General features: G+C 68.5%; 21 protein-coding genes, 1 tRNA gene and 1 pseudogene. 11 read left to right on the plus strand and 12 right to left on the minus strand.

What is annotated here, in order from left to right; genetic code table 11:
* Positions 1 to 17 precede the first annotated feature (17 nt).
* Positions 18 to 509, minus strand: coding sequence for a protein-export chaperone SecB (gene secB / locus ACG3SL_RS03430; RefSeq protein WP_448663743.1), 492 nt, complete (start codon positions 507 to 509; stop codon positions 18 to 20).
* 160 nt (positions 510 to 669) lie between these two features.
* Here secB and ACG3SL_RS03435 point away from each other — a divergent pair, with 160 nt between their 5' ends.
* The 4 genes from ACG3SL_RS03435 (at position 670) to ACG3SL_RS03450 (ending at position 4,920) form a co-directional block, all read left to right on the plus strand.
* The gene (locus ACG3SL_RS03435; RefSeq protein WP_448663744.1) at positions 670 to 1,314 is read left to right on the plus strand and encodes a Tim44/TimA family putative adaptor protein; all 645 of its coding nucleotides are present in this window, start codon (positions 670 to 672) and stop codon (positions 1,312 to 1,314) included.
* Between the two features lie 13 nt (positions 1,315 to 1,327).
* On the plus strand, positions 1,328 to 2,590 hold the full coding sequence (gene mltA / locus ACG3SL_RS03440; protein ID WP_448663745.1) for a murein transglycosylase A: 1,263 nt from the start codon (positions 1,328 to 1,330) through the stop codon (positions 2,588 to 2,590).
* Entirely contained in the window at positions 2,587 to 3,162 is a 576-nt protein-coding gene (locus ACG3SL_RS03445; RefSeq protein WP_448663746.1) for a Smr/MutS family protein, read from the plus strand. The genes mltA and ACG3SL_RS03445 overlap by 4 nt, the downstream gene beginning before the upstream one ends.
* Before the next feature lie 84 nt (positions 3,163 to 3,246).
* Complete coding sequence (locus tag ACG3SL_RS03450; RefSeq protein ID WP_448663747.1) at positions 3,247 to 4,920, plus strand: putative bifunctional diguanylate cyclase/phosphodiesterase; 1,674 nt, start codon at positions 3,247 to 3,249, stop codon at positions 4,918 to 4,920.
* Here the strand turns inward: ACG3SL_RS03450 and dapE are convergent.
* Positions 4,917 to 6,065: a succinyl-diaminopimelate desuccinylase gene (gene dapE, locus ACG3SL_RS03455; protein ID WP_448663748.1), complete on the minus strand. Its 1,149-nt coding sequence runs from the start codon at positions 6,063 to 6,065 to the stop codon at positions 4,917 to 4,919. The genes ACG3SL_RS03450 and dapE overlap by 4 nt on opposite strands.
* On the opposite strand from dapE, the gene ACG3SL_RS03460 reads away from it, so the two are divergent.
* The 4 genes and pseudogenes from ACG3SL_RS03460 to ACG3SL_RS03475 form a co-directional block, all read left to right on the plus strand.
* Positions 6,065 to 6,526 carry a cupin domain-containing protein gene (locus tag ACG3SL_RS03460; protein WP_448663749.1) on the plus strand — a complete coding sequence of 154 codons (462 nt, stop codon included), beginning with the start codon at positions 6,065 to 6,067 and terminating at the stop codon, positions 6,524 to 6,526. The genes dapE and ACG3SL_RS03460 overlap by 1 nt on opposite strands.
* Positions 6,527 to 6,583: 57 nt before the next feature.
* Entirely contained in the window at positions 6,584 to 7,234 is a 651-nt protein-coding gene (locus tag ACG3SL_RS03465; RefSeq protein WP_448663750.1) for a DsbA family oxidoreductase, read from the plus strand.
* 68 nt (positions 7,235 to 7,302) lie between these two features.
* Complete coding sequence (locus ACG3SL_RS03470; RefSeq protein WP_448663751.1) at positions 7,303 to 8,430, plus strand: NADH oxidase; 1,128 nt, start codon at positions 7,303 to 7,305, stop codon at positions 8,428 to 8,430.
* Between the two features lie 126 nt (positions 8,431 to 8,556).
* Positions 8,557 to 9,837: pseudogene (locus tag ACG3SL_RS03475) on the plus strand (MFS transporter); the annotation flags it as partial.
* 74 nt (positions 9,838 to 9,911) lie between these two features.
* On the opposite strand, the gene ACG3SL_RS03480 reads toward ACG3SL_RS03475, so the two are convergent.
* Genes ACG3SL_RS03480 through ACG3SL_RS03490 form a run of 3 tightly spaced genes read right to left on the minus strand, consistent with a single transcriptional unit; the run spans position 9,912 to position 14,610 of the window.
* Positions 9,912 to 10,892, minus strand: a complete 981-nt coding sequence (locus ACG3SL_RS03480) for a nuclease (protein WP_448663752.1) — start codon at positions 10,890 to 10,892, stop codon at positions 9,912 to 9,914.
* A gap of 23 nt (positions 10,893 to 10,915) precedes the next feature.
* The gene (locus ACG3SL_RS03485; protein ID WP_448663753.1) at positions 10,916 to 12,091 is read right to left on the minus strand and encodes a YdcF family protein; all 1,176 of its coding nucleotides are present in this window, start codon (positions 12,089 to 12,091) and stop codon (positions 10,916 to 10,918) included.
* Entirely contained in the window at positions 12,088 to 14,610 is a 2,523-nt protein-coding gene (locus ACG3SL_RS03490) for a TonB-dependent receptor (RefSeq protein ID WP_448663754.1), read from the minus strand. The genes ACG3SL_RS03485 and ACG3SL_RS03490 overlap by 4 nt, the downstream gene beginning before the upstream one ends.
* Positions 14,611 to 14,723: 113 nt before the next feature.
* Between ACG3SL_RS03490 and ACG3SL_RS03495 the strand changes: the two genes are divergently transcribed.
* Positions 14,724 to 15,848, plus strand: coding sequence for an ROK family protein (locus ACG3SL_RS03495; RefSeq protein ID WP_448663755.1), 1,125 nt, complete (start codon positions 14,724 to 14,726; stop codon positions 15,846 to 15,848).
* Between the two features lie 10 nt (positions 15,849 to 15,858).
* Here ACG3SL_RS03495 and ACG3SL_RS03500 read toward each other — a convergent pair whose 3' ends face one another.
* Positions 15,859 to 16,917 (minus strand): Glu/Leu/Phe/Val family dehydrogenase, encoded by a 1,059-nt coding sequence (locus ACG3SL_RS03500; RefSeq protein ID WP_448663756.1) that lies wholly within the window; start codon positions 16,915 to 16,917, stop codon positions 15,859 to 15,861.
* A 127-nt stretch (positions 16,918 to 17,044) separates the two neighbouring features.
* Here ACG3SL_RS03500 and ACG3SL_RS03505 point away from each other — a divergent pair, with 127 nt between their 5' ends.
* On the plus strand, positions 17,045 to 17,512 hold the full coding sequence (locus ACG3SL_RS03505; protein WP_448663757.1) for an Lrp/AsnC family transcriptional regulator: 468 nt from the start codon (positions 17,045 to 17,047) through the stop codon (positions 17,510 to 17,512).
* Between the two features lie 19 nt (positions 17,513 to 17,531).
* On the opposite strand, the gene ACG3SL_RS03510 is transcribed toward ACG3SL_RS03505, so the two are convergent.
* Positions 17,532 to 17,607 (minus strand) — tRNA-Thr (locus ACG3SL_RS03510).
* Positions 17,608 to 17,676: 69 nt separating this feature from the next.
* Positions 17,677 to 18,609, minus strand: a complete 933-nt coding sequence (locus ACG3SL_RS03515; protein ID WP_448663758.1) for a dihydrodipicolinate synthase family protein — start codon at positions 18,607 to 18,609, stop codon at positions 17,677 to 17,679.
* Between the two features lie 124 nt (positions 18,610 to 18,733).
* On the opposite strand from ACG3SL_RS03515, the gene ACG3SL_RS03520 reads away from it, so the two are divergent.
* Positions 18,734 to 19,807: a sialidase family protein gene (locus tag ACG3SL_RS03520; RefSeq protein ID WP_448663759.1), complete on the plus strand. Its 1,074-nt coding sequence runs from the start codon at positions 18,734 to 18,736 to the stop codon at positions 19,805 to 19,807.
* Positions 19,808 to 20,053: 246 nt separating this feature from the next.
* On the opposite strand, the gene ACG3SL_RS03525 is transcribed toward ACG3SL_RS03520, so the two are convergent.
* The 4 genes from ACG3SL_RS03525 to ACG3SL_RS03540 are packed head-to-tail and all read right to left on the minus strand — an operon-like array spanning position 20,054 to position 23,735.
* Positions 20,054 to 20,914: a hypothetical protein gene (locus ACG3SL_RS03525; RefSeq protein WP_448663760.1), complete on the minus strand. Its 861-nt coding sequence runs from the start codon at positions 20,912 to 20,914 to the stop codon at positions 20,054 to 20,056.
* On the minus strand, positions 20,911 to 21,258 hold the full coding sequence (locus ACG3SL_RS03530) for a hypothetical protein (protein ID WP_448663761.1): 348 nt from the start codon (positions 21,256 to 21,258) through the stop codon (positions 20,911 to 20,913). The genes ACG3SL_RS03525 and ACG3SL_RS03530 overlap by 4 nt, the downstream gene beginning before the upstream one ends.
* On the minus strand, positions 21,251 to 22,573 hold the full coding sequence (locus ACG3SL_RS03535) for a replication-associated recombination protein A (protein ID WP_448663762.1): 1,323 nt from the start codon (positions 22,571 to 22,573) through the stop codon (positions 21,251 to 21,253). The genes ACG3SL_RS03530 and ACG3SL_RS03535 overlap by 8 nt, the downstream gene beginning before the upstream one ends.
* 49 nt (positions 22,574 to 22,622) lie before the next feature.
* Complete coding sequence (locus tag ACG3SL_RS03540) at positions 22,623 to 23,735, minus strand: MFS transporter (protein ID WP_448665055.1); 1,113 nt, start codon at positions 23,733 to 23,735, stop codon at positions 22,623 to 22,625.
* Positions 23,736 to 23,761: the final 26 nt, after the last annotated feature.

The following is a 23,761-nucleotide window of genomic DNA, read 5'->3' on the forward strand; positions in this document are numbered from 1 at the left end:
TTGTCCCGAAGGGCAGATCAGGCGTTGCCGGCGGCCTGTTCGATATTCCCCTGCTCACGCTGCTGCATATAGATGCCGCCGAAGTCGATCGGCTCGAGCAGCAGCGGCGGGAAGCCGCCGTCGCGCACGGCGTCGGCCAGCACGCGGCGGGCGAAGGGGAACAGGATGCGCGGCGCTTCGCCGAGCAGGAAGGCGTCGAGATGCTCTGCGGGCACGTTGCGGAGCGCGAACAGGCCGGCGTAGCTCAGGTCGACGAGGAACGCGGTCTGCGTCTCGGCCTGGGCGCGCACTTCGATCTTCAGGACGACTTCGTACACGTCCTCGCCGACCTGGCCCGACCCGATGTTGAACTGGACGTCGATGGCGGGCGCGGTCTGCGACTGATAGATGCCGGGCGCGTTCGGGTTTTCGAACGACAGGTCCTTCACATATTGCGAAAGCACGCCCACGGCAGGAGCGGAATCCGCGCCATTGGCTGCCGGTACGCCGAGCGTTTCGTTCTCTTCCATCAAAGCATCCCTTATCTGTCGGAAAGTTTTGCGCCGGGGCGCGTTGTTCGGTCGGCCGGTTAGCAGGCGGTGGGCGCCAGTTCAATTGTGCGGTCTACCCCTATTTGAATCATGGCCCGATAAGCCCTATGTACGGGGATGACGAGGCGTTGGAGGCTCAGTGTTCTACCTCATTCTCTTTGCGATGGTTGCCGGGTTTCTGGCGCTCAGGCTCTATTCGGTTCTCGGCAAGCGGACCGGCCATGAGCAGCCCCTGCCCAAGCCGGCGGAGGAGCGCGTCGGCGCGCCGCCGATGCCGCGCACCATCGATGTGACGCCCGAAGTGCGCGAGACCGCCAATCGCGCAGTCGATCCCGCCGCCGAGCCGGGTCTGCGCGCGCTGGTCGCCGCCGATTCGAGTTTCGACGTGGCGCAGTTCGTCGATGGCGCCAAATCGGCCTATCGCATGATCCTGGAAGCCTTTTGGAAGGGCGATGAGGAAACGCTGGCCTGGCTGGCCGAGGACGATGTGCGCGGGGCGTTCGCCGCCGCCATCGCCGCGCGCAAGGAATCGGGCCATGTGCTGGAGAACCGGCTGGTCGCGATCGAGCGCGCCATCATCTCCGACGTCTCGCTGGAGGGCAAGCTGGCCCGCGTGACCGTGCGCTTCGACGCCGACATTGCGGCGGTGACGCGCGACCAGGACGGCACCGTCGTCGCCGGTTCGATGACCGACGCCGTCGAGACGCATGACGTCTGGACCTTTGCGCGCAAACTGCGCAGTGACGATCCCAACTGGAAGCTGGTCGAAACCGACGAAGCATAATGTAGAGGGACGAATGGCGATGCGCGGATGGGGGGCAGTCGCGCTTGCGGCGCTGTTGGGCGCGTGCGCCAGTGGTGTGACGCCGCCAAGGGCCGGGCCCGAGCCGGTCCGCCGTCCCTCCACCATCAACCAGCCTGCCGTCCGCCAGCCGACTCCGGCCATTCCGCTGGCCCCCGTCGTCGCGCCGCCAGCGCCCGCCGGGGCCACCGCCGCCGCGCAGGCGGGCGTGATCGCCGGGCCGCCGGTCGACGCGCTGCCGATCACTGCCGCAGGCGCCGAGCGGGGCCTTGCCGCCTATCGCCTGAGCTGCACCGCGCTCCAGCGCCGCACCGACAGCACCGGGCTGACGCAGGGCGCCGACTGGGCCGAAAGCTGCCAGGCGGCACAGGCATGGCCAGCGCGGGATGCGACTGCGTTTTTCCAGCGCTATTTCGAAACGGTCCAGATCGCCGACGGCAAGGCGTTTGCCACCGGCTATTACGAGCCCGAGATCCACGGCGCGCGCGAGCGGCAACCGGGCTATGACGTCCCGATCTATGGCCCGCCGAGCGACCTGATCGAAGTCGATCTCGGCCTGTTTTCCGAAGGCCTGAAGGGCAAGCGGATTCGTGGGCGCGTGCAGGGCAAGGCATTCGTCCCCTATTTCGATCGCGCGCAGATCGAGGACGGCGCATTGAACGAACGCGCGCCGGTGATCGGCTGGGCCGCCGATCCGGTCGAGATCTTCTTCCTCCAGGTTCAGGGTTCGGGGCGGCTGCGCCTGCCCGATGGCGGGGTGATGCGGATCGGCTATGCCGGGCAGAACGGGCGTGACTATACCGGCATCGGCAAGCTGATGCGCGACCGCGGGCTGCTCGCCGCCGGACAGGCATCGATGCAGGGCATCATGGCCTATCTGCGCGCGCATCCCGAGGAAGGCCGCGCGATCATGCGCGAGAACAAGAGCTTCATCTTCTTCAAGGAACTGACCGGCGCCGGTCCGCTGGGGGCGATGGGGCTGCCGGTAACGGGCGCGGTGAGCGCCGCCGTCGATCCCAAGTTCGTGCCGCTGGGCGCGCCGGCATTCCTGTCGATGGACCGCACCGACGCCAGCGGGCTGTGGGTCGCGCAGGATACCGGCGGCGCGATCAAGGGGCCGAACCGCTTCGATACCTTCTGGGGTGCGGGCGACGATGCGCGCGCGACCGCCGGGGGCATGTCGGCGCGCGGCACGGCGTGGCTGCTGCTGCCCAAGGGCGCGCTGGCGCGGCTCCAGCCCCCTGTACCGACGCCGTGACCGGGCGCGGGCGTCGCCTGGCGCCCGAGGAAGCGGCGCTGTGGAAACGGGTGATCGCCACGGTCACGCCGATGCGGCCTGCCGTGGCGCCGCCCGCACCGCCGATGCCGCCGGTTGCGGCAAGCGTTCCCCCCGCACCGCCCGCCGCGCCGAAGGTGAAGGGGCGGGTGCCGCCCTTGCGCGACTCGCGGCCCGCGCCGGCGCCGCGCCCGAGTGCGAACACGCTGGATGGGTCGTGGGACCGCCGGCTGTCGCGCGGGCTGGTCGCACCCGAAAGTTCGATAGACTTGCACGGCCACAATCTGGCGTCGGCCTATGACCGGCTCGACCATGGGCTGGACCAGGCGATCCGGCGCGGCGACCGGGTGTTGTTGCTGGTGACGGGCAAGCCGCCGCGCCCCGAATCCGAACGTCCGCATGCGCGCGGCGCGATACGGGCGGCGATCGGCGACTGGCTGGGATCGTCGCGGCACGCGGATCGGATCGCCGCCGTGCGCGGCGCGCATCCGCGCCATGGCGGCACCGGGGCGCTCTATATTGTCCTGCGCCGTCCGCAGCCCGGACGGTCATAGGAATTTTAACTTCTGCGGCTGCATGATCCCCGCGAAGTTCGAGCGGGGCGGCGCTCGATAGTTGAGGGATCGGGCGCACAAACGGTGGAAGGCTTCTCGCTAAAGAGTCGCGCGATCGCATTTGCGATGTGCGCAGGCGCGGTGGCGTTCATTCTCGCACTGGCGGCCGCGACTCCGAGCGAGGTCACGGTCGAGTCGGCGGGACGCGCACTGATCGCCGCGATCGTCTGTGCGGCGATGTGCTGGGCTTCGGCGGAGCGCACCGTCGCCTCTACGGCGGAAGCGATCGACGCGGCCATCGCCCGGCTGGCGCGCGCCGCCAATGGCGACCTGGAAAGCGAGATTCCCGATCAGGTGCGCGAATGCGTGCCCCCGCTGGCCGAGGCGATGGACGGGCTGTTCCACCAGCTGCACGCCAACCTGGAGAATGTGCAGCGGCTGGCGATGTTCGATCCGGTGACGGGGTTGCCCAACCGGACCCATTTCCGGCGCACCGCCGAGCGGCTGCTGGCGGAAATGGCGCCGGGATCGCAGGCGGCGCTGTATTTCATCGACCTCGATCGGTTCAAGGCGGTCAACGACACGCTGGGCCATGTCGCCGGCGACGCCTTGCTGGCGATGGTCGCCAATCGGCTGCGCGCCGTGGCGGACCGCTTCAGCGGGCTGGGCGAGACGCGGGGACCGCTGATCGGCCGGCTGGCGGGCGACGAGTTCACGATGTTCTTTCCGCAGCTGCCCGATCCGCGCGATGCCGAGCGCGTCGGGCGGGGGATCGTCTATGCGCTGTCCGAGCCCTTCGACATGGCCGACCAGGAGATCGCGATCGGCGCGTCGATCGGCATCGCGCTGTGCCCCGATCATGGCACCACGCTGCACGATCTGATGCGGGCCGCCGACGCCGCGATGTACCATGCCAAGGCGATGGGGCGTGGGCGCACCGAGCATTTCTCCGACACGCTGGCGGCGGAGATCGCGGCACGGGCGCGGCTGGAGAGCGATCTGCGCGAGGCAGTGGACAGGAACGAATTCATGCTGGTGTTCCAGCCCCAGGTGAGCGCGGCCGACGGGCGGATCGTGGGTGCGGAGGCGCTGCTGCGCTGGCGGCACCCCGATGGGATCAAGATGCCCGGCGCGTTCATCCAGCGCGCCGAGGAAACCGGGCTGATCGTCGAGATCGGCGAATGGGTGGTCAGCAACGTCGCCGAGACGATCTCGCGCTGGGGCCGGATGGGCGTGCAGCAGCGGCTGGCGGTGAACATCAGCCCGCGCCAGATCGACCATGCCAGCTTCTTCCGCCGGCTGCGCGATGCGATGCTGGCCGCGCGGGCGCCGGCGACGCTGCTCGAACTGGAAATCAGCGAGACGCTGGCGATGCATTGCTCCGAGGAAGTGATCGAGGCGATTTCGATGCTGCGTGCCGACGGCGCCAGCGTGGCGATCGACGATTTTGGCACCGGCTATTCCAACCTGAAGCGCCTGCGCCGGCTGCCGATCGATCGCGTCAAGCTGGACCGCAGCCTGATCGAGCATGTCGCCGACCAGCCCGAGGCGCGCACGATCGCCCAGGCAGTGATCGGGCTGGTCCACGGCCTGGGCTGCGAGGCTGTGGCCGAGGGGATCGAGAGCGAGGCGCAGGCCGCCGTGCTGCGGGTCATCGGCTGCGACGTGTTGCAAGGCTATGCCGTGGCGACGCCGATGCCCGAACAGGCTTTCCTCGATTGGGCGCACCGCATCGCGCCCCGGCGGATTGCGGGCTAAAGCAGCGCCCGCCGGAGCACTTCGGCATAGACGTCGGCAAGGGCGGTAAGGTCGGCGAGCGCCACCGCCTCGTCCAGCTTGTGCATCGTCGCGTTGAGCAGGCCGAATTCGACCACGGGGCACAGCTTCACCAGAAAGCGCGCGTCCGACGTGCCGCCGGTGGTGGACAGTTCGGGGGTGACGCCCAGCACGGTCTGGATGGCTCCGGCGACCAGCGTGGACAAGGCGCCGGGTTCGGTCAGGAATGCCTCGCCGAACACGGTGCCGCGCACCTGCGCACCGGGGGCGTGGCGCAGCACGATCTCCTCGATCCGCGCGATCAGCGCGGGCCCGCGCTGCATGTCGTTGAAGCGGATGCTGATCCGGGCGCTGACCATGCCCGGAATCACGTTGGTCGTCGGATTGCCGGTGGTGATGTCGATGATTTCGATGTTCGACGCCTGGAACCAGTCGTTACCGGTGTCGAGCGTGATCGCATCGATCTCGGCCAGTGCCGCCACCAGCCGGGGGATCGGATTGTCGGCGAGGTGGGGATAGCCGACATGGCCCTGCTTGCCCGGCACGTCGATCCACAGCACTGTCGACCCACGCCGCCCGATCTTGATCGTGTCGCCCAGCCGCTGCGCGGAGGTGGGCTCGCCGACCAGGCACAGATCGGGCCGCACGCCACGCTCGGCCATCCGTTCGATCAGCCGGGGCGTGCCATAGGTGGCGGGGCCTTCCTCGTCGCCGGTGATGAGCAGGCTCACGATGCCCTGCGCCGGCACGCGCGCGGCGGCGGCGACGAAGGCGGCGATCGCGCCCTTCATGTCCACGGCGCCGCGCCCGTAGAGCAGGTCGCCGCGCACGTGCGGGACAAAGGCGTCGGCGGTCCAGCCGCTGCCCGGCGGCACCACGTCGAGATGCCCGGCAAAGGCGAAGTGCGGCCCGCTGTCGCCGCGCACCGCGAGCAGATTCTCCACCGGCCCATCGGGCGCCTCGCCCTCCACAAAGCGCTCGACCGCGAAGCCCAGCGGCACCAGCGCGGCTTCGAGCACGTCGAACACGGCGCCGCGTGCAGGCGTGACACTTTCGGCGGCGATCAGCGCCTTGGTTAGTTCAACGACGTCGGGCAAGATGGTCTCCACTTTCGCTGGAGGTGGCATTGCCCAAGCTCGATCTCGATACAATCCCGCAGACGAATGCGACCGGCTATCCGGCACCGTTCGACGCGGCCGTCGCGGGGCGCTGGTATCGCCGGCTCGCCCCCGCATCGGGCCTGACCGAGATGGGGGTCAGCCATGTCACGCTGCGTCCCGGCGCCTGGTCTTCGCAGCGGCACTGGCATGCGGACGAGGACGAGTTCGTCGTGATGCTGGCGGGCGAGGCGGTGCTGGTGGAGGACGGCGGCGAGACGGTGCTGCGCGCGGGCGATTGCGCCAGCTTTCCCAAGGGTGTGGCCAACGGCCACCACCTTCAGAACCGGTCGGACGCCGACTGCGTCTTCATCGCGATCGGCGCCGGCCCGCGCGGCACCGGCGACTATCCCGATCTGGACATGCGCTTCGGCCCCGACGGCTATTTCCACCGCGACGGCACCCCCTATGCGACGACGCGGATTCGCTAGGGGCGGGGTTCCATCGGCGGGTGGCGACCCTATCTGGGGAGCCGAAGGAGTCCCCGCATGGCAACGCCGCTGACCATTGATTTCATATCCGACGTCTCGTGCCCCTGGTGCATCATCGGCCTGCGCGGGCTGGAGGAGGCGCTGGATCGTGCCAGCGACGCCGTGACCGCCGATATCCGTTTTCACCCGTTCGAGCTGAACCCCGCGATGCCGCCCGAGGGGCAGAATATCGTCGAGCATATCGGCGAGAAATATGGCTCGACACCCGCGCAGTCGGCAGAGACGCGCGCGATGATCCGGGAGCGGGCCGCGTCGGTGGGCTTCACCATGGCGATGACCGACGAGAGCCGCATCTACAACACGTTCGACGCGCATCGCCTGCTCCACTGGGCGGGCGAGCAGGGGCGGCAGGCGGCGCTTAAGCACGCGCTGTTCGAGGCCTATTTCACGCGCGGGCAGAATCCCGGCGATGCCGATGTGTTGGTCGCGGCGGCGGAGACGGCCGGGCTGGACGGCGCGGCTGCGCGGAGCGTGCTGGAGAAGGGCGACTTTGCCGAAGACGTGCGCCGCGACGAGGCGCTGTGGCAGTCGCGCGGGATAAGCTCGGTGCCGGCGGTGATCGTCAACGGCAAATACCTGATCTCCGGCGGCCAGCCGCCCGAGGCATTCGAGCAGGCGCTCCGCCAGATCGCGGCGGAACCGGCCTGAGCGTCGGGGATTGACCGGCCGCAACGTGCCGGTCATCCCGGCATCAACGAACAGAGATGGAGGCGAGGATGACGTTTACCGGCCGCGAGCTGCGTTCGACTGCGCGCGAGGATGGCACGCTGGTGCTGAGCCTCGAAGAAGTGGTGCTGGAGGCACCTGCCGATGACGAAGTGATCGTGCGGGTCCAGGCGGCGCCGATCAACCCCAGCGACCTGGGGCTGCTGCTCGGCCCCGCCGACATCGCCTCGCTACGCACGGGCGAACAGGGCGGGCATCCCAGCGTGACCTTCGACATCGCACCGAACCGTCTGGGTGCGGTGAAGGCCCGGCTGGGGCAGTCGCTGCCGGTGGGCAATGAAGGCGCGGGCACCGTGGTCGCGGCGGGCGCGGCGGCCAAGGCGCTGGAGGGCAAGCTGGTCGGCATGATCGGCGGCGCGATGTACGCCGATTACCGCAAGCTAAAGGCGCGCGACGTCGTGCCGCTGCCCGAGGGCGCGAGCGCGGCGGATGGCGCGTCGATGTTCGTCAACCCGCTGACCGCGCTCGGCTTTGTCGAGACCGCGAAGCGCGAGGGGCACAAGGCGATCGTCCACACGGCGGCGGCATCGAACCTGGGGCAGATGCTCCAGAAGATCTGCCTGGCCGATGGCATTCCGCTGGTGAACATCGTGCGGTCCGACGAGCAGGCCGCGATCCTGACCGGGATCGGCGCCACCCATGTCGTCAACAGCCGCGATGCGGACTTCCGGGCCAAGCTGGTCGATGCAGTGGAGGCGACGGGCGCGACGATCGCGTTCGATGCGATCGGCGGCGGCACGCTGGGCAGCGACATCCTGCAGGCGATGGAGCAGGCCGCAAGCCGCAGCATGGCCGAATACAGCCGCTATGGATCGAATACGTTCAAGCAGCTGTACATCTATGGCGCGCTCGATCTTGCGCCGACGACGCTCAACCGGCTGGCGTTCGGTTTCCAGTGGAGCGTGTCCGGGTGGTTGCTGACGCCGTTCCTCCAGCGCGCCGGCGCGGAGACCGCCGGGCGGATGCGCCAGCGCGTGCTGGCGGAGCTGAAGACCACCTTTGCCAGCCGCTACACCAGCACGATCGGGCTGGCAGAGGCGCTGGAGCCCGATGTGCTGCGCGGATATGAGCGCAAGGCGACGGGCGAGAAGTACCTGATCGACCCGACCCACGGGTGAGGGAGGCGCGGGGCGCCCGGTGAAGGGCGCCCCGACTGTCGCACGATTGCAAAGATGCCGGTCTAACCGCGCCGATTGAAGGCGGTGGCCGCGCGCTGCTGCCGCTATCGTGGCGCGTGGACAGTGGTGTTGCATCGATCGGGCCGAGCGACCGCGCGGCGGGAAGCGGGGCTGTTCGCCTATGCGTCCGGCAATTTCGGCAAGGCACTGGTCTTTGCCGGCGCCGATCTGACGATCCTGTTCCTGATGACCGACCTGCTGGGGCTCGCCCCCGGCGAAGTCGGCTCGTTGATGCTGTTCGCGCTGGCGGGCGATCTGGTGTTCGACGTGGCCGCCGCCGCACTGGTCATCCGGCTTCGGCGGCTGGGGCGGGGCTATCGCTGGCTGATCGCGATCGGCGCGCCGCCGTGCGGGGCTGCCTTTGCGCTGCTCTACGCGATGCCGGCGCTGGGGGCGCATAACGGGTGGATGCTCGCCGGGGCGCTGCTGGTGTTCCGGGGCGCCTATGCGCTGATCGACGTGCCGCACAATGCGCTGATGGCACAGGTCAGCACCGACAGCCGGGCGCGGGGGCGCGTGTCGGGCTACCGGTTCCTGTTCAGCACCGCGAGTGCGCTGGCGGTCGCCACGGTGCTGACGCCGCTGGTGCAGCATGCAGGCGGCGCGCGCGCGTTCGATCGGCTGGCGATCGTGGGCGCGATTGCCGGGGGGCTGTTCGTCGCCACGATGCTGTTGTGCGTCCTGACAAGCCGTGGCGCGCGCGAACCGCGGCAGAGCGCGGCGCTGGGGGGCGATGGCATCGCGATACCGCTGCGCGACCGGCTGGTGCTGGGCATGGCGGTGCTGGCGGTCGTCACTGGCTTTGCCGTGCCGATGTTCGGGCGGATGCTGTTGTACGTGTCCACTTATGTGCTGGATCGCCCCGATCTGGTGGGCCGGGCGCTGGTTGCCATGACGGCGGGGCAGTTTCTGGGGGTGCTGGCATGGACGGCGCTGACCGCGCGGGTCGACAAGAGCCGGTTGCTCGCGATGGGGCACGGCGTCAGCGCGGCGGCGCTGGTGTTGTTCGGCTGCTGTCTGGGGTGGCCCGAAATGCTGCCGGCCTGCGCGCTGCTGATCGGCTTCGGCTTTGCCGCGATCTTCATGCTGCCCTGGGGACTGCTGGCCGACACGGTCGATTTCGTGGCGTGGCGGCATGGCCGGCGGTTCGAGACCGGGCTGTTCGCCGGCTATCTGGTGGCGGTGAAAGCGAGCGGGGCGGCATCGACGGTGCTGATCGGGTGGACGCTCGGCGCGCTCGGCTATGTGCCGGGGACGGTGCAGGCGGCCGAGGTGCAGGCGGGGATGCTGGTGCTGGCGCTGGGAGTGCCGGTGATGGGGTGCCTGACGGCGATCGTGCTGCTGCGCCGGTTTGCCATCGGGCACGACCGGCATCGCCGCGTGCTGCTGGCGCTGGGCCGGCGGCACGCGGCGGGGAGGGCTCAATCCGGTGCGGAGCCGGTTTCGGGGTTGAAGCGCGGATTGGTGAAGTCGAGCGGCGAGGGCACGGTCTTGCCGCCTGCGCTCGCGCTTTCGGACCAGGCGCGGCACAGCATGTCGCGCAGCATCGTCGCGCCCGCCGCCGTCTGCGAATAGACCAGCTCGCGGACGTCGCGGTCGGCGAAATTGGTGAAGCCGGCGCGCTTTTCGAGCATGTAGACGGTCTCCATCCGGTCCCCGGCGCTGTCCAGGAACGCGAGGACCGCGTCGAACATGTCGCCTTCGCGCCGGCCCGGCGCGCCGATGCGGGGCGCGATGTCGCGGGTGGTGAGGGCGATGCCGTCGACGAACCGGCTCTCGAACCGGCTGTGGATCGAACGGTCGGTGGTGTAGCCCTTGGGATTGGCGCCCCGCCAGCCGTCGCTGTTGACCGAATCGTGCAGCGGCTGGGCGCCGTCGCCGATATAATGGCCGAGCCGGATCACGTCGAAGGCGCAGTGCTGTTCGGCGAAGTTGCTATCCTCGCCGGCCGCCTGGGCCGCGCGGATCCGGCGCATGCACACCACGATCCGGTCATAGGCCTCGATCGCGGCATAGGGCAGCGTGCCCGTCCAGCGGACATTGGTGCGCGCGGCGGTGGCGGGATCGCTGTCCTTGATCGTCACATAGTGTTTGTACAGCGCCAGCACGAATTCGTAGCGCGAGCGCGGGATGGGGCGCAGGAACAGGAACTGTTCGCGGAACCAGCCATGGTTGGGGTCTTCCTCGATCTTCGAGAAATTCTCGGACTCCCCGCGCCAGCTGTCGGGCAGCGAGGCCGAGCCGGCGATGTAATCGACACGGCGGCGCAGGAAGATCGGGCCGGTATCGGGGATCGCATCGATCGCGGCGCGATCGATCACCGCATGCGCGGTCCCGCCCCAGGCGAGGGCGGGCATCGGCGCCGACAGTGCGGTGAGCGTGGCAAGCAGGAAGGCGCGCATGGTGCAGGCTCCGAGGTGAGGGATCAGGGGTCGAGCGGATCGCGCGGGTCGATGCGGGCCGACACGGGCGCGGGGCGGAATTCCAGTTCGGTGGGAGACAGGCGGCGGCCGACCGTGCCCGGCATATAGCCCAGCTCGGTCTGGTTGCGCCGGACGAAGGTGGGGCTCTCAATGCTCGCGCTCTGGCCGGGGTTGCACACGATCAGCGTGTCCTTGGCCAGCGGCGCGCCCATCGCCAGCAACAGGCGCGTGGCGTTGCGCAGGTTGGTGGTGGTGTGGCGGGCATAGGGCTCGATCACGATCGCGTCGGCGGGCACGCCATAGCGCTCGATCAGCGCGCGGCGCATCTCCACTGCCTCGGCAAAGGGCGTCGCGCGCGGATGTGCCCGGCCGCCGGTGACGAGGATGAAGGGGATGTCGCCCCGCGCGAACCGGGCGGCGGCAAGGCGCAGATGGTATTTGCCGAACGGGCTGAGCGGCATGTCCGGCACTTCGGGGCCGACGCCGGTGACGATCATCGCGCTATAGCGCCAGCGGCGCCAGTCGAGGCGCTTTGCCCGCTGAAACGCTGCGGCATTCAGGCCACCGGTCAGCGGCTCGAACCCCGTCGCGTCGGTGCGGTTGCTGGCGTCGAGCAGCGCGAGCGCGAAATCGGCGCTGGGGTCGAGCGGCTGGACCGAATGGGCGCGCGGCGTGTTCGCCAGCCATGCAGCGGCCTGGAGCCGGGCGCGCAGTTCGCGCGCGTCGATCGCGCCGGCGCCGTCGATCTCGGGATAATGCGGCGCCTCGCCAAGGGCGTAGGTGCGCACGATCGTGTTGATGCCCTCGATCTCACGCGCGGCCTGGGCGGCGGCGCCGTCATCGGCGGTGCTGGCCGTGGCGGGCACGGCAGCGGCCAGCGCTGCGGCCTCGGGCGCGGTCCACAGCATCGCGCGCGTCAGGCAGGGCAGGTCCTGCGTACAGGCAGCGCGGCGATCCTGCCGCGCGCGCAGCATCGCGGCGAGCGCGGGCCGGGTCCGCAGTGTCTCCAGCGCGGCGGGATCGTGGCCGAGCTGGTCGAGCAGGGGGAACAGGCGGCGTGCGAGCACTTCGGTCGCCCGGTCGCTTGCCGCCCCGGCCGAAGCCGGGACGGAAGCAACGGCCAGCGCTGCCGTGAGGAGGAGCGATGCGGCTCTCCGCATCGGCAGGCGCCGGCTCACCAGGACTTGCCGATCACGAGGCGGAAGTTGCGCCCGAAGATCGGGCGGCCATAGATCGCCTCGGCGCTGCCCTGGCCGCTCAGCGAGTCAGTGCGGGTATTGCCTTCGGTCAGACCATGGGCGTTGAACAGATTGTCGCCCACCAGCTGCAGCTGCCAGCTGCCGTGGCGCAGCGTCACGCCCGCCCCGGTAGTGCCATAGGCCGGCAGCGCGGTGTTGTTGTACAGATCGACGAAGCGCTTGCCCATATAGGTGTAGCGGCCATAGATCGAGACATCGGTGCCGCCGGTGGAAAAATCGAAGCTCGGGCGGATATTGCCATAGATCTTCGGCTGGCGAACGATCTGGTTGCCTTCAGCCTGTTCCGGATCGGCGCCGGTCGCGCTTTCAAAATTCTTGTACTTGGGATCGCTGATCGTCAGCGCGCCGTTCAGTGCGAACCACGGCGTGACGCGCCACGAACCGTCGAACTCGACGCCCTTTACCTGCGCTTCGCCGATGAAGGGCACGTTGACGTCGTTGCGCCCCGTGGTCGGGTCATAGGCGAGGAACGAGGCGTTGAGCGGATCGAAATTGGTGTAGAAGCCGGTGACGTACAGATACGAGCGGCCCGAAGCGAGCTTGAGGCCGACTTCATACTGGTCGGCGATCGTGGTCAGGATCGTCGGGTTGATGCTCATCACCGTCTGTGCGCTCGGCGGCGTTTCGAGGTGCGAGGCGCGGCCATAGATGCCGATATGGCTGTTGAAGTCGTAATTGGCGCCGACGGTCCAGTTGGTGACGTGGGGCTTCAGCTTCTGGTTCAGGATCGCGCCGGTAAAGGCGCGGGTGGTGTCGTCGGCCAGCGTCGTGGTGTCGCCCAGATTGGCCTGTTCGGTCAGCGCAGCCCAGCCTTCATAGCTGTAGCGTTCGTGGCGGATGCCGGCATCGATGCGCAGGCCGGGGACGATTTCCCAGGTGTCGTTGGCATAGAGCGCGAACATCTTGGCATCGGTATCGCCCTTGGTGAGCGTGGCGGCGTAATTGACCGCGCCATTGTCGGTCACGCGGCCGATTTCGGTGCCGGCGGCGTTATAGGCGACCAGATCGAGCGTGCGCGGCTTGCCCGCCACTTCGATCAGATAGTTCTGATAGGTGGTGCGGCTGCTCTCCCCATAGAGGCTGCCGTAGAAGCCGAGCTTGAGATCGTGGCTGCCGATGGGCGTTTCGAATTTCTTCGCGACCGACACGTTGGTCTGGCCCGAATAGAATTTCGAATGGATGTCGCGATACTGGCCCTGCATGACCAGGCCCGAGGCGGCGTAGGGATCATAGGCAGTGTTGGTGCCGGCCAGCACATAGCGGAGCGTGCTGACGGCGCCGAAGGCCGTGGTCGCGCGGGCGCGGAAGCCATTGGCATAGGTGGTGGCGTCCGCCGGGTTGGTCGTCGAATAGAATGCGGTGAAATCCAGCTTGCCCTGGGTGTAGCCGCCCTTGACCGACACCAGCCAGCCGTCGAAATCGGCTTCGTACTGCGCGCCGAAATTCACCATCTGCATGTGGCGCCCGTCGGACAGGTCGCTGGTGTCGCTGTGGATCACGCCGGCACCGTCGCGGTGCTTCAGATCGACGTTGCGCAGCGCGGGCGAATTCATCGTGCCGTCGAAATAGTCGATATACTTGTTGAGCGACACGCCGGGGTTGCGCGGGTCCGCCGTCGGGATCGGCAGGTAGAAGACGTTGTGATCGTTGACGTAATTGACGTTCAGCTTGACGAAGCCGTTGTCGAGTTCATGCTTGATGTTGGCGCGGAGCTGGCCGCCCTTGTCGTTGGGGAAACCATTGTCGCGATAGCCGTCGTGATAGCGCAGGAAGCCGCCAATGGCATAGGTGGTCGACTTGCTGATCGGGCCCGCCTGATAGGCGTCGAGCCGGTACAGTCCGGTATCGCCCAGCGTCAGTTGCGCCTTGCCGCGCGACACGTCGCTGCCGGTCACGGTGATCGCGTTGATGATCGCGCCCGAATAGCTGGCATAGACCGGCGCCGGGCCACCGCGCACGACTTCGACGCGCTCGGTCATCAGGTCGGGCTTCAGGATGGCGTCGCCGCGGAAGAACACGCCGTCATTTTCGTGGAACAGCGGCAGGCCGTCCTGCTGGAAGCTCACGAAGCCGCCATCGTTCGGCAGGCCGCGGATGCGATAGATGTTCTGCACTTCGCCGCCGGTGATTTCGGTCTGGAAACCGGGCAGTTGGCCGATCAGGTCGGCGAAGTTCACGGGCGCGATCTTTTCGATGTCGGTCTGCGACACGGTGTTGATCGCATAGGAGGCATCGAAGCGGCGCTGGGCGCGCGTCGATCCGGTGACGATGATGTCGCTGTGATCCTCAAGCGAAGGCGCGGTCGAATCGCTCTGCGTTCCGGCGCCCGACGTGGCGCTCGCTGGGGCGCTGGCATCGACGGTCTGGCCACAGGCAGGCACAGTGATTCCGGCGCACAGCGCGACCAGCGCGGCACCGCCAAGGAGAGATTTGAGCATAGACCCCCACAGATTTTTATGATCGCCGGGTCGGCGACGCGCTGGCGGGTGCGGTCGGAATGTTACGATCCTAATTATTACCGTAATAATATATAAATAAGGGGGGCCCCGTGATGGGCCCCCGAACAAGCATTCCGACGATCGACGCGGACCAGCGCCGCATTCTCCGCGCGTTACGCCGGGAGGGCGCGCTGTCGCGATCGGCGCTGGCCGCGCGGCTGGAATTGAGCTGCACCGCGCTGACCAAGCTGTCGCGCGCGTTGCTGACGCTGGGGCTGGTCGAGGAAGTGCAGGTCGAGTCGGAGAATCGGCGGGGTCGCCCGGCGATTCCGCTGCGGCTGGCGGCGGCGGGCGGCTATGCGGTGGGGGCGACCGCGCACAAGGGATTGCTGGAAATCGCGCTGATCGATTTCGCGGGCACGCCGATCGCGCGCTATCGCGAGGAAAGCGGCCCGCTGGACCCGCAGGCGTTCGGACGGCGGGTGCGCGCGCTGACGCATGATCTGGTCCAGCGGCACAACCTGCTGGGCCAGCGGATGCTGGGGATCGGGGTGGCGGTGCCCGGACCGCCGCTGTCGCCGGACGGATGCCGGTGGAGCGTGGTCGAGGACATGCCGGGGTGGCGCGGCACAGACCTGCGCGCGGTGCTGAGCCTGGAGCTGGGCTGGCCGCTGTGGATCGAAAACGACGCCAATGCCGCCGCGATTGCCGAATATTATATGGGTGCGCTGTTGCAGCAATTCTCGACGATCGTCGTGCTGCTGTTCGGCTATGGCATCGGCGCCGGGGTGATCGTCGACGGGCGGCTGGTGCGCGGGCAGTTCGGCGTCGCGGGCGAGATCGGTTGCCTGTACCCCGGCGGAAGCCCGCGCCCGAGCCCGCTCGACCTGTTGTCGGTGCTGCGCGAACGGGGGTGCCGGGTATCCTCCGTCGCGGAAATCGATCCGGCGGACGACGATCAGCGCCCTGTCATCGCCGAGTGGATTGACCGTGCGGCCCGCCAGCTTGAGGTCACGTGCAACACTGCCTTTGCCTGGCTCGATCCGGGCGCGATCGTGCTGGCGGGCACGCTGCCGCGCGCGATCCTCCAGGGGCTGAGCGATCGGCTGAGCGGTGCCGCGCTGGTGAGCACGGGCAACGATCGCCGCCCGCCGATCCGGGTTTCCAGCGTGCACGGCGCCCCGATCACGCTGGGCGCCGCGCTGTTGCCCATCCACGCTTCCTCGGCGGAGGCGTGAGGGCGCGGGGTCAGGCAGCGCGGCGCGCGGCGGGGCCCGTGGCGATCCGCAGCCGCGCGAGCTGATCGGCCGCCGCGTGCGGGGCGAGCCCGGCTTGTGCCGCATGGTCGAGCACGCGGGCGAGGTGCGCTGCGGTTTTATCGACGCGGCGGGCGGCTTCGTCGCTGGACCAGCCGAGATATTCGGCGGCGACGTTGATGATGCCGCCGGCGTTCACGACATAATCGGGCGCATAGAGGATGCCCCGGTCCGCCAGCCGATCGCCATCGGCGGGCTCGGCAAGCTGGTTGTTGGCCGCGCCGCATACCAGCCTGGCCTTGAGCTTGCCCACCGTATCGTGGCGCAGGACCCCGCCCAGCGCACAGGGGGCGAAGATGTCCGCGCGGGCCGAGAGGATCGCGGAGACGCTGGCCACGGTCGCGCCGGTTTCGATCGCGATGCGGGCGACTGCCGCGGCATCGACATCGGCGACGATCAGCTTCGCGCCCGCGCGGTGCAGCATCCGGGCGAGTGCAGCGCCGACATTGCCCACGCCCTGCACAGCGACGGTGCAGTCCGATAAAGGCCGCCCCAGGCTGCGTTCGGCGGCAAGCTGCATCGACAGGAATACGCCGCGCGCGGTCCAGGGCGAGGGATCGCCGCCGGGACGGTCGCCCCGCAGTGGTAGTCCGGCGACGTGCCGGGTCTGGTCGCGCACCACGGCCATGTCCGCAACCTGCGTGCCGACATCCTCGGCGGTGACATAGGCGCCGCGCAGCGACTCGACCGCGCGGCCGAATGCGCGGAACAGCGCGTCGCGATCGAATGCGCCCTCGGGACGGCGCAGCACCGCCTTGCCCCCGCCTAGCGGGAGATCGGCGAGTGCGTTCTTGTAGCTCATCCCCTCCGCCAGCCGGCAGCCATCGGCGACCATCGTCTCGCGATTGGCATAGCTCCAGAAGCGGCAGCCGCCGGCGGCGGGTCCCAGCGTGGTGGAATGGAGGACGATCACGCCGTCAAGGCCGCTCGCCGCATCCTGAAGGAGGTGGACATGCGCCGGGGCGAGTGGGTGATCGGGTTGGAAGGCCATGGGAATATCCTGCGTGCGGGTTCGCAGTGCTTATGCACCGCGCCATGGGGAGGATGTGACCTAAGGCTTGTCGATATGGCGGGTTGCGCGGTATGTTTGACCTGCATCGGGCGATTTGCGGGTGAATATGATCGATCTGGATAAATACGAGCGAAGAATCCTCCGCGAACTCCAGCGCGATGCCGCCCAGACCACGGCGGAACTCGCGGCGAAGGTGGGGCTGTCGGCTTCGCCCTGCTGGCGGCGGATCGACCGGCTGGAGCGCGAAGGCGTGATCCGGGGGCGCGTGGCGGTGATCGATCGCCGCAAGATCGGGCTCAACGCGCATATCTTCGCGCAGATCCGGCTGAACGCGCACGGCCGCTCCAATCTCGACGAATTCAGCGCCGCGATCCGATCCTTCCCCGAAGTGCTCGATGCCTATGTCCTGATGGGCCAGACCGACTTCATGCTCCGCATCGTCGCGACCGATATCGATGCCTATGAACGGTTCTTCTTCGAGAAGCTGAGCAAGCTGCCCGGCATTCAGGAAATCAATTCGACCGTGGCGCTGTCGGAGATCAAATCGACGCAGGAACTGCCGATCGCGGGATAGCGCGCGCGACGTCGGGGAGTGGTGCCGGTTGCAGGAATCGAACCCGCGACCTTCGGTTTACAAAACCGCTGCTCTACCAGCTGAGCTAAACCGGCCGGGGCGCCAAGGCGCCGTGCCGTGCGAATAGGGGGTGTGGTTTCGCGGCGCAATGCCGGATTTTGCCGTCAGCCGCCGGGGGTAAGCGCCGCCACCCTGGCGCGGGCGGAATCGATCGCGGCGGCGATCGCGTCGAGCAGCGGGTCTATCCCCCATATCCGCGCGCGGATGTTGCCGGGCTGGGCGCGGCTGTGCGCCGAGGCGAAGGTGCCGAGGCGCTGGTGATAGAGCTTGGCAAGCGCCGGGTAGCCGAACGCCTCGCCCATCGACGCGAGCACCAGCGTGGTCGCCACTTCCTGTGCCAGCGCCGGATGCGCGGCGCCGTGGCGCAGCAGCCACGCGTAGAGATCGGGGCAAAAATTGGCGAGGATGCCGCAAAATCCGCGCGCACCCGCCTGCATCGCGGGATAGGCGATGGCGGCGTTGGCATTGCTGATCGCCAGCGGCGTGCCCGCCACGATTCCCAGCCGCCGCCGGACGGTTTCCAGATCGCACGACACGTCCTTGAGCAGCACGAACCGCCCGGCATCGGCCAGCGCGCGCAGTTCGTCGTCGGACAGCAGGCGGCGGCGCGGGGCGGGGCATTCGTACAGCCCCAGGCTTAGATCGGCGGGGAGCCCTGCCATCAACCGCCGCGTGCGCGCGAGCAGCGTGTCGCCCGCACCGTCCAGCCGATTGGTGATGAGGATGACCGCATCCGCCCCGCTGTCCGCCGCGGCGCGCAGATCGGCGGCCTGGTCCGCCTCGTCGTCGCTGACATGGCCCGATACCACCACCGGCACGCGGCCCGCCACCGATTGCACTACGAAGCGACCCAGTTCGCGGCGCTCCTGCGGGGAAAGCAGGTACATCTCGCTCGACAGGCACACTGCGAACAGCGCGTCGGCGCCGTTGGCGAGATACCAGTCGATCAGCCGCTCCAGCCCGGCATAGTCGATGCGGTCGTCGTCGGTGAACGGCGTTATCATCACGGGGATGACGCCGTTGATCGGGCTGGGCACGGGCGGTCTCCACAAGCTGCGCGGTTCAGGGGCGGTCTAGCGTAGCGACGGGGCGGGGCGAACAGAAAATGCGGCGCATCCGTGCTACCGGCACTGCCATCGATTCGCCTTTTCGGAGCCCGTAATGATCCTGTCCGCCCTGTCGCTGCTTCTCGCCCTGCCGACCCATGCGGCGGAACCACAAGGCGATGCGAAGGCGGCGCCGGCACCGGCGGCGATCGTGGCCAGCGAGTTCATCTATACCAGCGCGCCCTATCCGCAGGCGCATGCCTCGACGATCGTCGAGACGCGATCGGGCGTGCTGGCGGCGGCATGGTTTGGCGGGCAATATGAGCGGGCGCCGGATGTCCAGATATGGTTCGCGCGGCGCGGGCCCGCCGGGTGGGAAACGCCGGTGGCGGTCGCCAACGGCGTCCAGAGCGACGGCACGCGGCTGCCGACATGGAACCCGGTGCTGTTCCAGGACCCCAAGGGCGCGCTGCACCTGTTCTACAAGGTCGGGCCGAGCCCGCAGACATGGTGGGGCATGGTCATCACCTCCACCGACGACGGCCGCAGCTGGAGCGCGCCGCGCCGGCTGGGCGAGGGCGTGCTGGGGCCGATCAAGAACAAGCCAGTGGTGCTGGCGGACGGCAGCTGGCTGTCCCCCTCCAGCGTCGAGACGCCGGACGAGAAATGGTCGCTTCATTTCGAGCGGAGCAGCGATGGCGGCAAGAGCTGGGCGCCGACCCCGCCGGTCGCCTCGCCGCTGGGGCTGGGGGCGATCCAGCCGAGCATCCTGTTCCACCGCGACGGCACGCTGGAGGCGGTGGCCCGCACGCAGCAGGGCGTGGTCGCGATGACCTGGTCCAAGGATGCCGGCAAGACGTGGAGCCCGCTGGTCGCGACCGATCTGCCCAACCCCAATGCCGGAACGGATGCTGTGACGCTGCGCGACGGGCGCCAACTCATCGTCTATAACCACAGCGCGCATTTGCCGGGAAATCCCGGCCATGGCCCGCGCTGGCCGCTCAACATCGGCCTGTCGGACGATGGCGTGTCGTGGCGAAACGTGCTGACGCTGGAAAGCGCGCCGATCAAGGAAGGCTATGCCTATCCGGCGGTGATCCAGACGCGCGACGGGCTGGTCCACATCACCTACACCTATAATCGCGAGCGCATCCGCCATGTCGTGATCGACCCGGCGAAGCTGCGATAACGAAGCCGGGCGGAAGGGATTTTGTGCTCCTGCGCGGGCAGGAGCCCAGAGTCACGGGCGGTGGGTGTTGGGCTCTGGGCCCCTGCTTTCGCGAGGGAACAGGTGGGCTTAGGGAGCTGCGCGCGCGAGGAAGCATCGTGCTCCTGCGGAAGCAGGAGCCCAGGGCCACGGGCGGTGCGCGCCGGGCTCTGGACCCCCGCTTTCGCGGGGGAACGGGTGGGTAATTGGTGCAAGGCGCCGGGCGGCTCAGGGTACGCCGAAGGTCCAGCCTTCGGTGCGGGCGAGCGCGGGGGTGAGGCCGGCGGGCATCCACAGTTCCGCCTGCGTCGCCGCCACGCGCAGCCATGCGGCGGAGAGCATCGCGTCGGTCGCATGGTCGTCATACCGCTCCAGCGGCGCATGGGGTGCCGATCCGAACGCGGCGAGCGTCGCGTCGAGCGTGGCGGCGTCGCGGATCTTGGACAGCCCCTTGCGCATCCCCGCCAGCCGCGCGGCGAGCGAGGTATAGATTTCCACCAGCACCGGCCCCGTATCGGGCACCGGATCGAACGGCCACATGGCCACGCGCCCGCGCAGCCGGTGGAGGATACGCATCCCCGTCAGGCTGGACTTCCCCACCTGCGATGCGCCGACCAGGTTGAAGCAGCTATAGGGCGAGAGCTGCATCGCCGCCTGGCCATGCTCGCACACGCGAAAGCGGCCGCGACCGGGCGGGAACAGGTCGCCGCAATCGCCGCGCTGGCGGAAATGGCGGCGGGCATGGGGGTGGGCGACGAAGCCGGAGGCGGCGAAATGCGGATCGTCCGCGCTGAGCCGGTCGACCAGTTCCCACAGCGCGTGCGCGTCCGCCGGGGACGCATCCCATTCCGGGAAATAGGCGCCCGCGTCGTCGAAGGGAAAGGCAGGCGACAGATCGAGCCCGATCAGCGCGCGGGTGCCGCTGTCCGCCAGGGTGCCGAGCCAATCGAGGATGTCGCCGCGCGACCAGGGGCGGTCGATCAGCTCGGGCGCGGCGCTGCCGATGCGGGCATGCGCGACCGCGAGCCCGCGCGGGCGCTCCACGGCCTGACCCGACCAGTCGATCGCAATGAAATCGGTGAAGTTCAAGGACGCTCCGCCATGCCGGCGGCGATGCGCTGCGCCTTTTTCGCGCGATCCCACCAGGCGCGGCGGACATAGAGCGCGATCCGTTCGCGCGCGTCGGTGCCATAGCGGACGAGGATCATCGGGTAATTGGCGTAGTGCGGCGTCTGCCAGAAGGTGTCGGGATCGGTTTCGAGCAACAGCGGCTTTTCCGCCTGCGCCACGCACAGGCCGAAGCTGCCGGGTTCGCGGCCGGGCGCCATCAGCGCCTTGCCGTTGATCTTGGGGCAGGGCGTGCCCCACCACGGCGCCAGCGCGACATTGGGCAACGACAGCGCATAGGCGCAGGCGTCGTCCCAATCATCCATCGCGGCGCTGCTCGCGCATCGAATCCCACCATGCCATCCGCTCGGCGATCCGCTTTTCCATGCCGCGATCGGTGGGCGAATAGTAGGTCTGCGGCGCCATCTCGTCGGGCCAGTAATTATCGCCCGAGAAGCCGTTTTCGGCATCATGGTCATAGGTGTAGCCCTTGCCATAGCCGATCGTCTTCATCAGCTTGGTGGGGGCGTTCAGGATATTCTGCGGCGGCATCAGCGAGCCGGTTTCGCGGGCAGAGCGCCATGCGGCCTTTTGCGCGGCATAGGCGGCGTTCGATTTGGGTGCGGTGGCGAGGTACAGGCACGCCTGCGCGATCGCCAGTTCGCCCTCGGGCGAACCGAGGAACTCATAGGTATCCTTGGCCGCGATGCACTGGACCAACGCATTGGGATCGGCGAGTCCGATGTCCTCCACGGCGGCACGGGTAAGGCGGCGCAGGACATAGAGCGGCTCTTCCCCCGCCGTGAGCATCCGCGCGAGGTAATAGAGCGCGGCCTGCGGATCGCTGCCCCGGATCGACTTATGCAGCGCGGAGATCAGGTTGTAATGCCCCTCGCGGTCCTTGTCGTACACGGCGACGCGGCGCTGGAGGAAATCGCCCAGCGCAGCGGGTTCGAGCGGCGCCTCGAACGTGACCGAGAACAGCGTCTCGGCCTGATTGAGCAGGAAGCGCCCGTCGCCATCGGCGCTGGCGACCAGCGCGTCCCGTGCCTCGGGCGTGAGCGGCAGCGGGCGGCCCTCCAGCGCTTCACCGCGATCGAGCAGCCGGGTCAGCGCCTTGTGGTCGAGCCGGTGGAGGATCAGCACCTGCGCGCGGCTGAGCAGTGCGGCGTTGAGCTCGAAGCTGGGATTTTCGGTCGTGGCGCCGACCAGCGTGACGGTGCCGTCCTCGACAAAGGGAAGGAAGCCATCCTGTTGCGAGCGGTTGAAGCGGTGGATCTCGTCCACGAACAGCAACGTCTTGCGTCCGATCCGGGCATGGTCGCGCGCCTCGGCGAACACTTTCTTGAGGTCCGCGACGCCGGAGAACACTGCCGAGATCGCGACGAAGCGCAGGCCCACGGCATCGGCGAGCAGTCGCGCGATCGTGGTCTTGCCGGTGCCGGGCGGGCCCCACAGGATGATCGAGCTGAGCTTGCCCGCCGCGACCATCCGCCCGATCGCGCCTTCGGACCCGGTGAGATGTTCCTGGCCCACCACGTCGTCCAATCGTTGCGGGCGCAGGCGATCGGCGAGCGGGCCGCCCGCCGGAGTTTCGACAGGGGCAGTGGGCTGTTCTTGCGTGGCGAAAAGATCGGGCATTGCCGCCAAGATAGGCGCGCCCGGTGCGATTTGCACGCGCGGTGGCGGGTTAATCCCGCGACGTCAGCACCGCCGCGCCCCATAGCAGCAGCCCGCCCAGCGCCAGCCCCGATCCGACCCAGCCGACCGATTGCCAGCCGAGCCCCGCCGCGATCGCTAAGCCGCCGGCCCAGGGGCCGATCGCGTTGGCGGTGTTGAACGCCGAATGGTTGAGCGCCGCCGCCAGCCCCTGGCCCTCGCGCGCAATGTCCATCAGCCGGGTCTGTAGCACGGTGCCCAGCGCGCCGCCGATGCCGATCGCCAGCACCACGAGCAGGATCGACCAGAGATGGCCGATGGCAAAGGGATAGATTGCCAGTGCCACCACGCTCCACACCAGCAGCACGCCCGCCGTCGGCATCAGCGCCCGATCGGCGAAGCGCGGGGCGATCAAATTGCCCAGCGTCATTCCGGTGCCGAACACGGCGAGCGCCACCGGCACCATCGTCGCGGGGACGCGCGTCACCTCCAGCAGCGTCGAGGCGAGATAGGTATAGACGCAAAACTGTCCGCCATAGCCGATCGCGCCGATGCCCAGCGTCAGCCACAGCTGGCCCCGGCGCAGCACGCGCAGCTCGGCCAGCGGGTTGGCGTCTGAGTCCGGGCGGTCGTGCGGGGCGACCAGCGCGACCAGCGTGGCGGTTGCCAGCGCGATCAGCGCCACCACGCCAAAGCCCCAGCGCCAGCCCAGCGCCTGCCCGATCCAGTTGGTGAACGGCACGCCGATGATCGTCGCGACGGTAAGGCCCAGCATCACCCGCGCTACTGCCTGGGTGCGCTTTTCATGCGGGACCAGCGAGGCGGCGACGAGCGACGCCATGCCGAAATAGGCCCCGTGGGGCAGCCCGCTGAGAAAGCGGAAGAACAGCATCCAAGGGTAATCGGGGGCCAGCGCGCTCAGTGCATTGGCAATGCCGAACACCAGCATCAGCGCGATCAGCACGGCCCGCCTGCTCCAACGCGCGGCAAGCACGGCCAGCAGCGGCGCGCCGATGACGACGCCGAGGGCATAGGCGCTGATGACATGGCCCGCAGTCGGCTCGTCGATGCCGAGCCCGGCGGAGAAGAACGGCAACAGGCTCATCGTCGCATATTCGGTCGTGCCGATCGCGAAGCCGCCCATGGCGAGCGCGAGATGGACCAGCCCGA

The organism is Sphingomonas degradans (genome assembly GCF_053502645.1).

Excerpts from the sequence above, each read along its gene's own strand:
- secB (WP_448663743.1), bottom strand. The coding sequence starts at position 509 with ATGGAAGAGAACGAAACGCTCGGCGTACCGGCAGCCAATGGCGCGGAT.
- mltA (WP_448663745.1), top strand. The coding sequence starts at position 1,328 with ATGGCGATGCGCGGATGGGGGGCAGTCGCGCTTGCGGCGCTGTTGGGC.
- dapE (WP_448663748.1), bottom strand. The coding sequence starts at position 6,065 with ATGCCACCTCCAGCGAAAGTGGAGACCATCTTGCCCGACGTCGTTGAA.
- ACG3SL_RS03465 (WP_448663750.1), top strand. The coding sequence starts at position 6,584 with ATGGCAACGCCGCTGACCATTGATTTCATATCCGACGTCTCGTGCCCC.
- ACG3SL_RS03470 (WP_448663751.1), top strand. The coding sequence starts at position 7,303 with ATGACGTTTACCGGCCGCGAGCTGCGTTCGACTGCGCGCGAGGATGGC.
- ACG3SL_RS03480 (WP_448663752.1), bottom strand. The coding sequence starts at position 10,892 with ATGCGCGCCTTCCTGCTTGCCACGCTCACCGCACTGTCGGCGCCGATG.
- ACG3SL_RS03490 (WP_448663754.1), bottom strand. The coding sequence starts at position 14,610 with ATGCTCAAATCTCTCCTTGGCGGTGCCGCGCTGGTCGCGCTGTGCGCC.
- ACG3SL_RS03495 (WP_448663755.1), top strand. The coding sequence starts at position 14,724 with ATGGGCCCCCGAACAAGCATTCCGACGATCGACGCGGACCAGCGCCGC.
- ACG3SL_RS03500 (WP_448663756.1), bottom strand. The coding sequence starts at position 16,917 with ATGGCCTTCCAACCCGATCACCCACTCGCCCCGGCGCATGTCCACCTC.
- ACG3SL_RS03505 (WP_448663757.1), top strand. The coding sequence starts at position 17,045 with ATGATCGATCTGGATAAATACGAGCGAAGAATCCTCCGCGAACTCCAG.
- ACG3SL_RS03520 (WP_448663759.1), top strand. The coding sequence starts at position 18,734 with ATGATCCTGTCCGCCCTGTCGCTGCTTCTCGCCCTGCCGACCCATGCG.
- ACG3SL_RS03530 (WP_448663761.1), bottom strand. The coding sequence starts at position 21,258 with ATGGATGATTGGGACGACGCCTGCGCCTATGCGCTGTCGTTGCCCAAT.
- ACG3SL_RS03535 (WP_448663762.1), bottom strand. The coding sequence starts at position 22,573 with ATGCCCGATCTTTTCGCCACGCAAGAACAGCCCACTGCCCCTGTCGAA.
- ACG3SL_RS03540 (WP_448665055.1), bottom strand. The coding sequence starts at position 23,735 with ATGGGCGGCTTCGCGATCGGCACGACCGAATATGCGACGATGAGCCTG.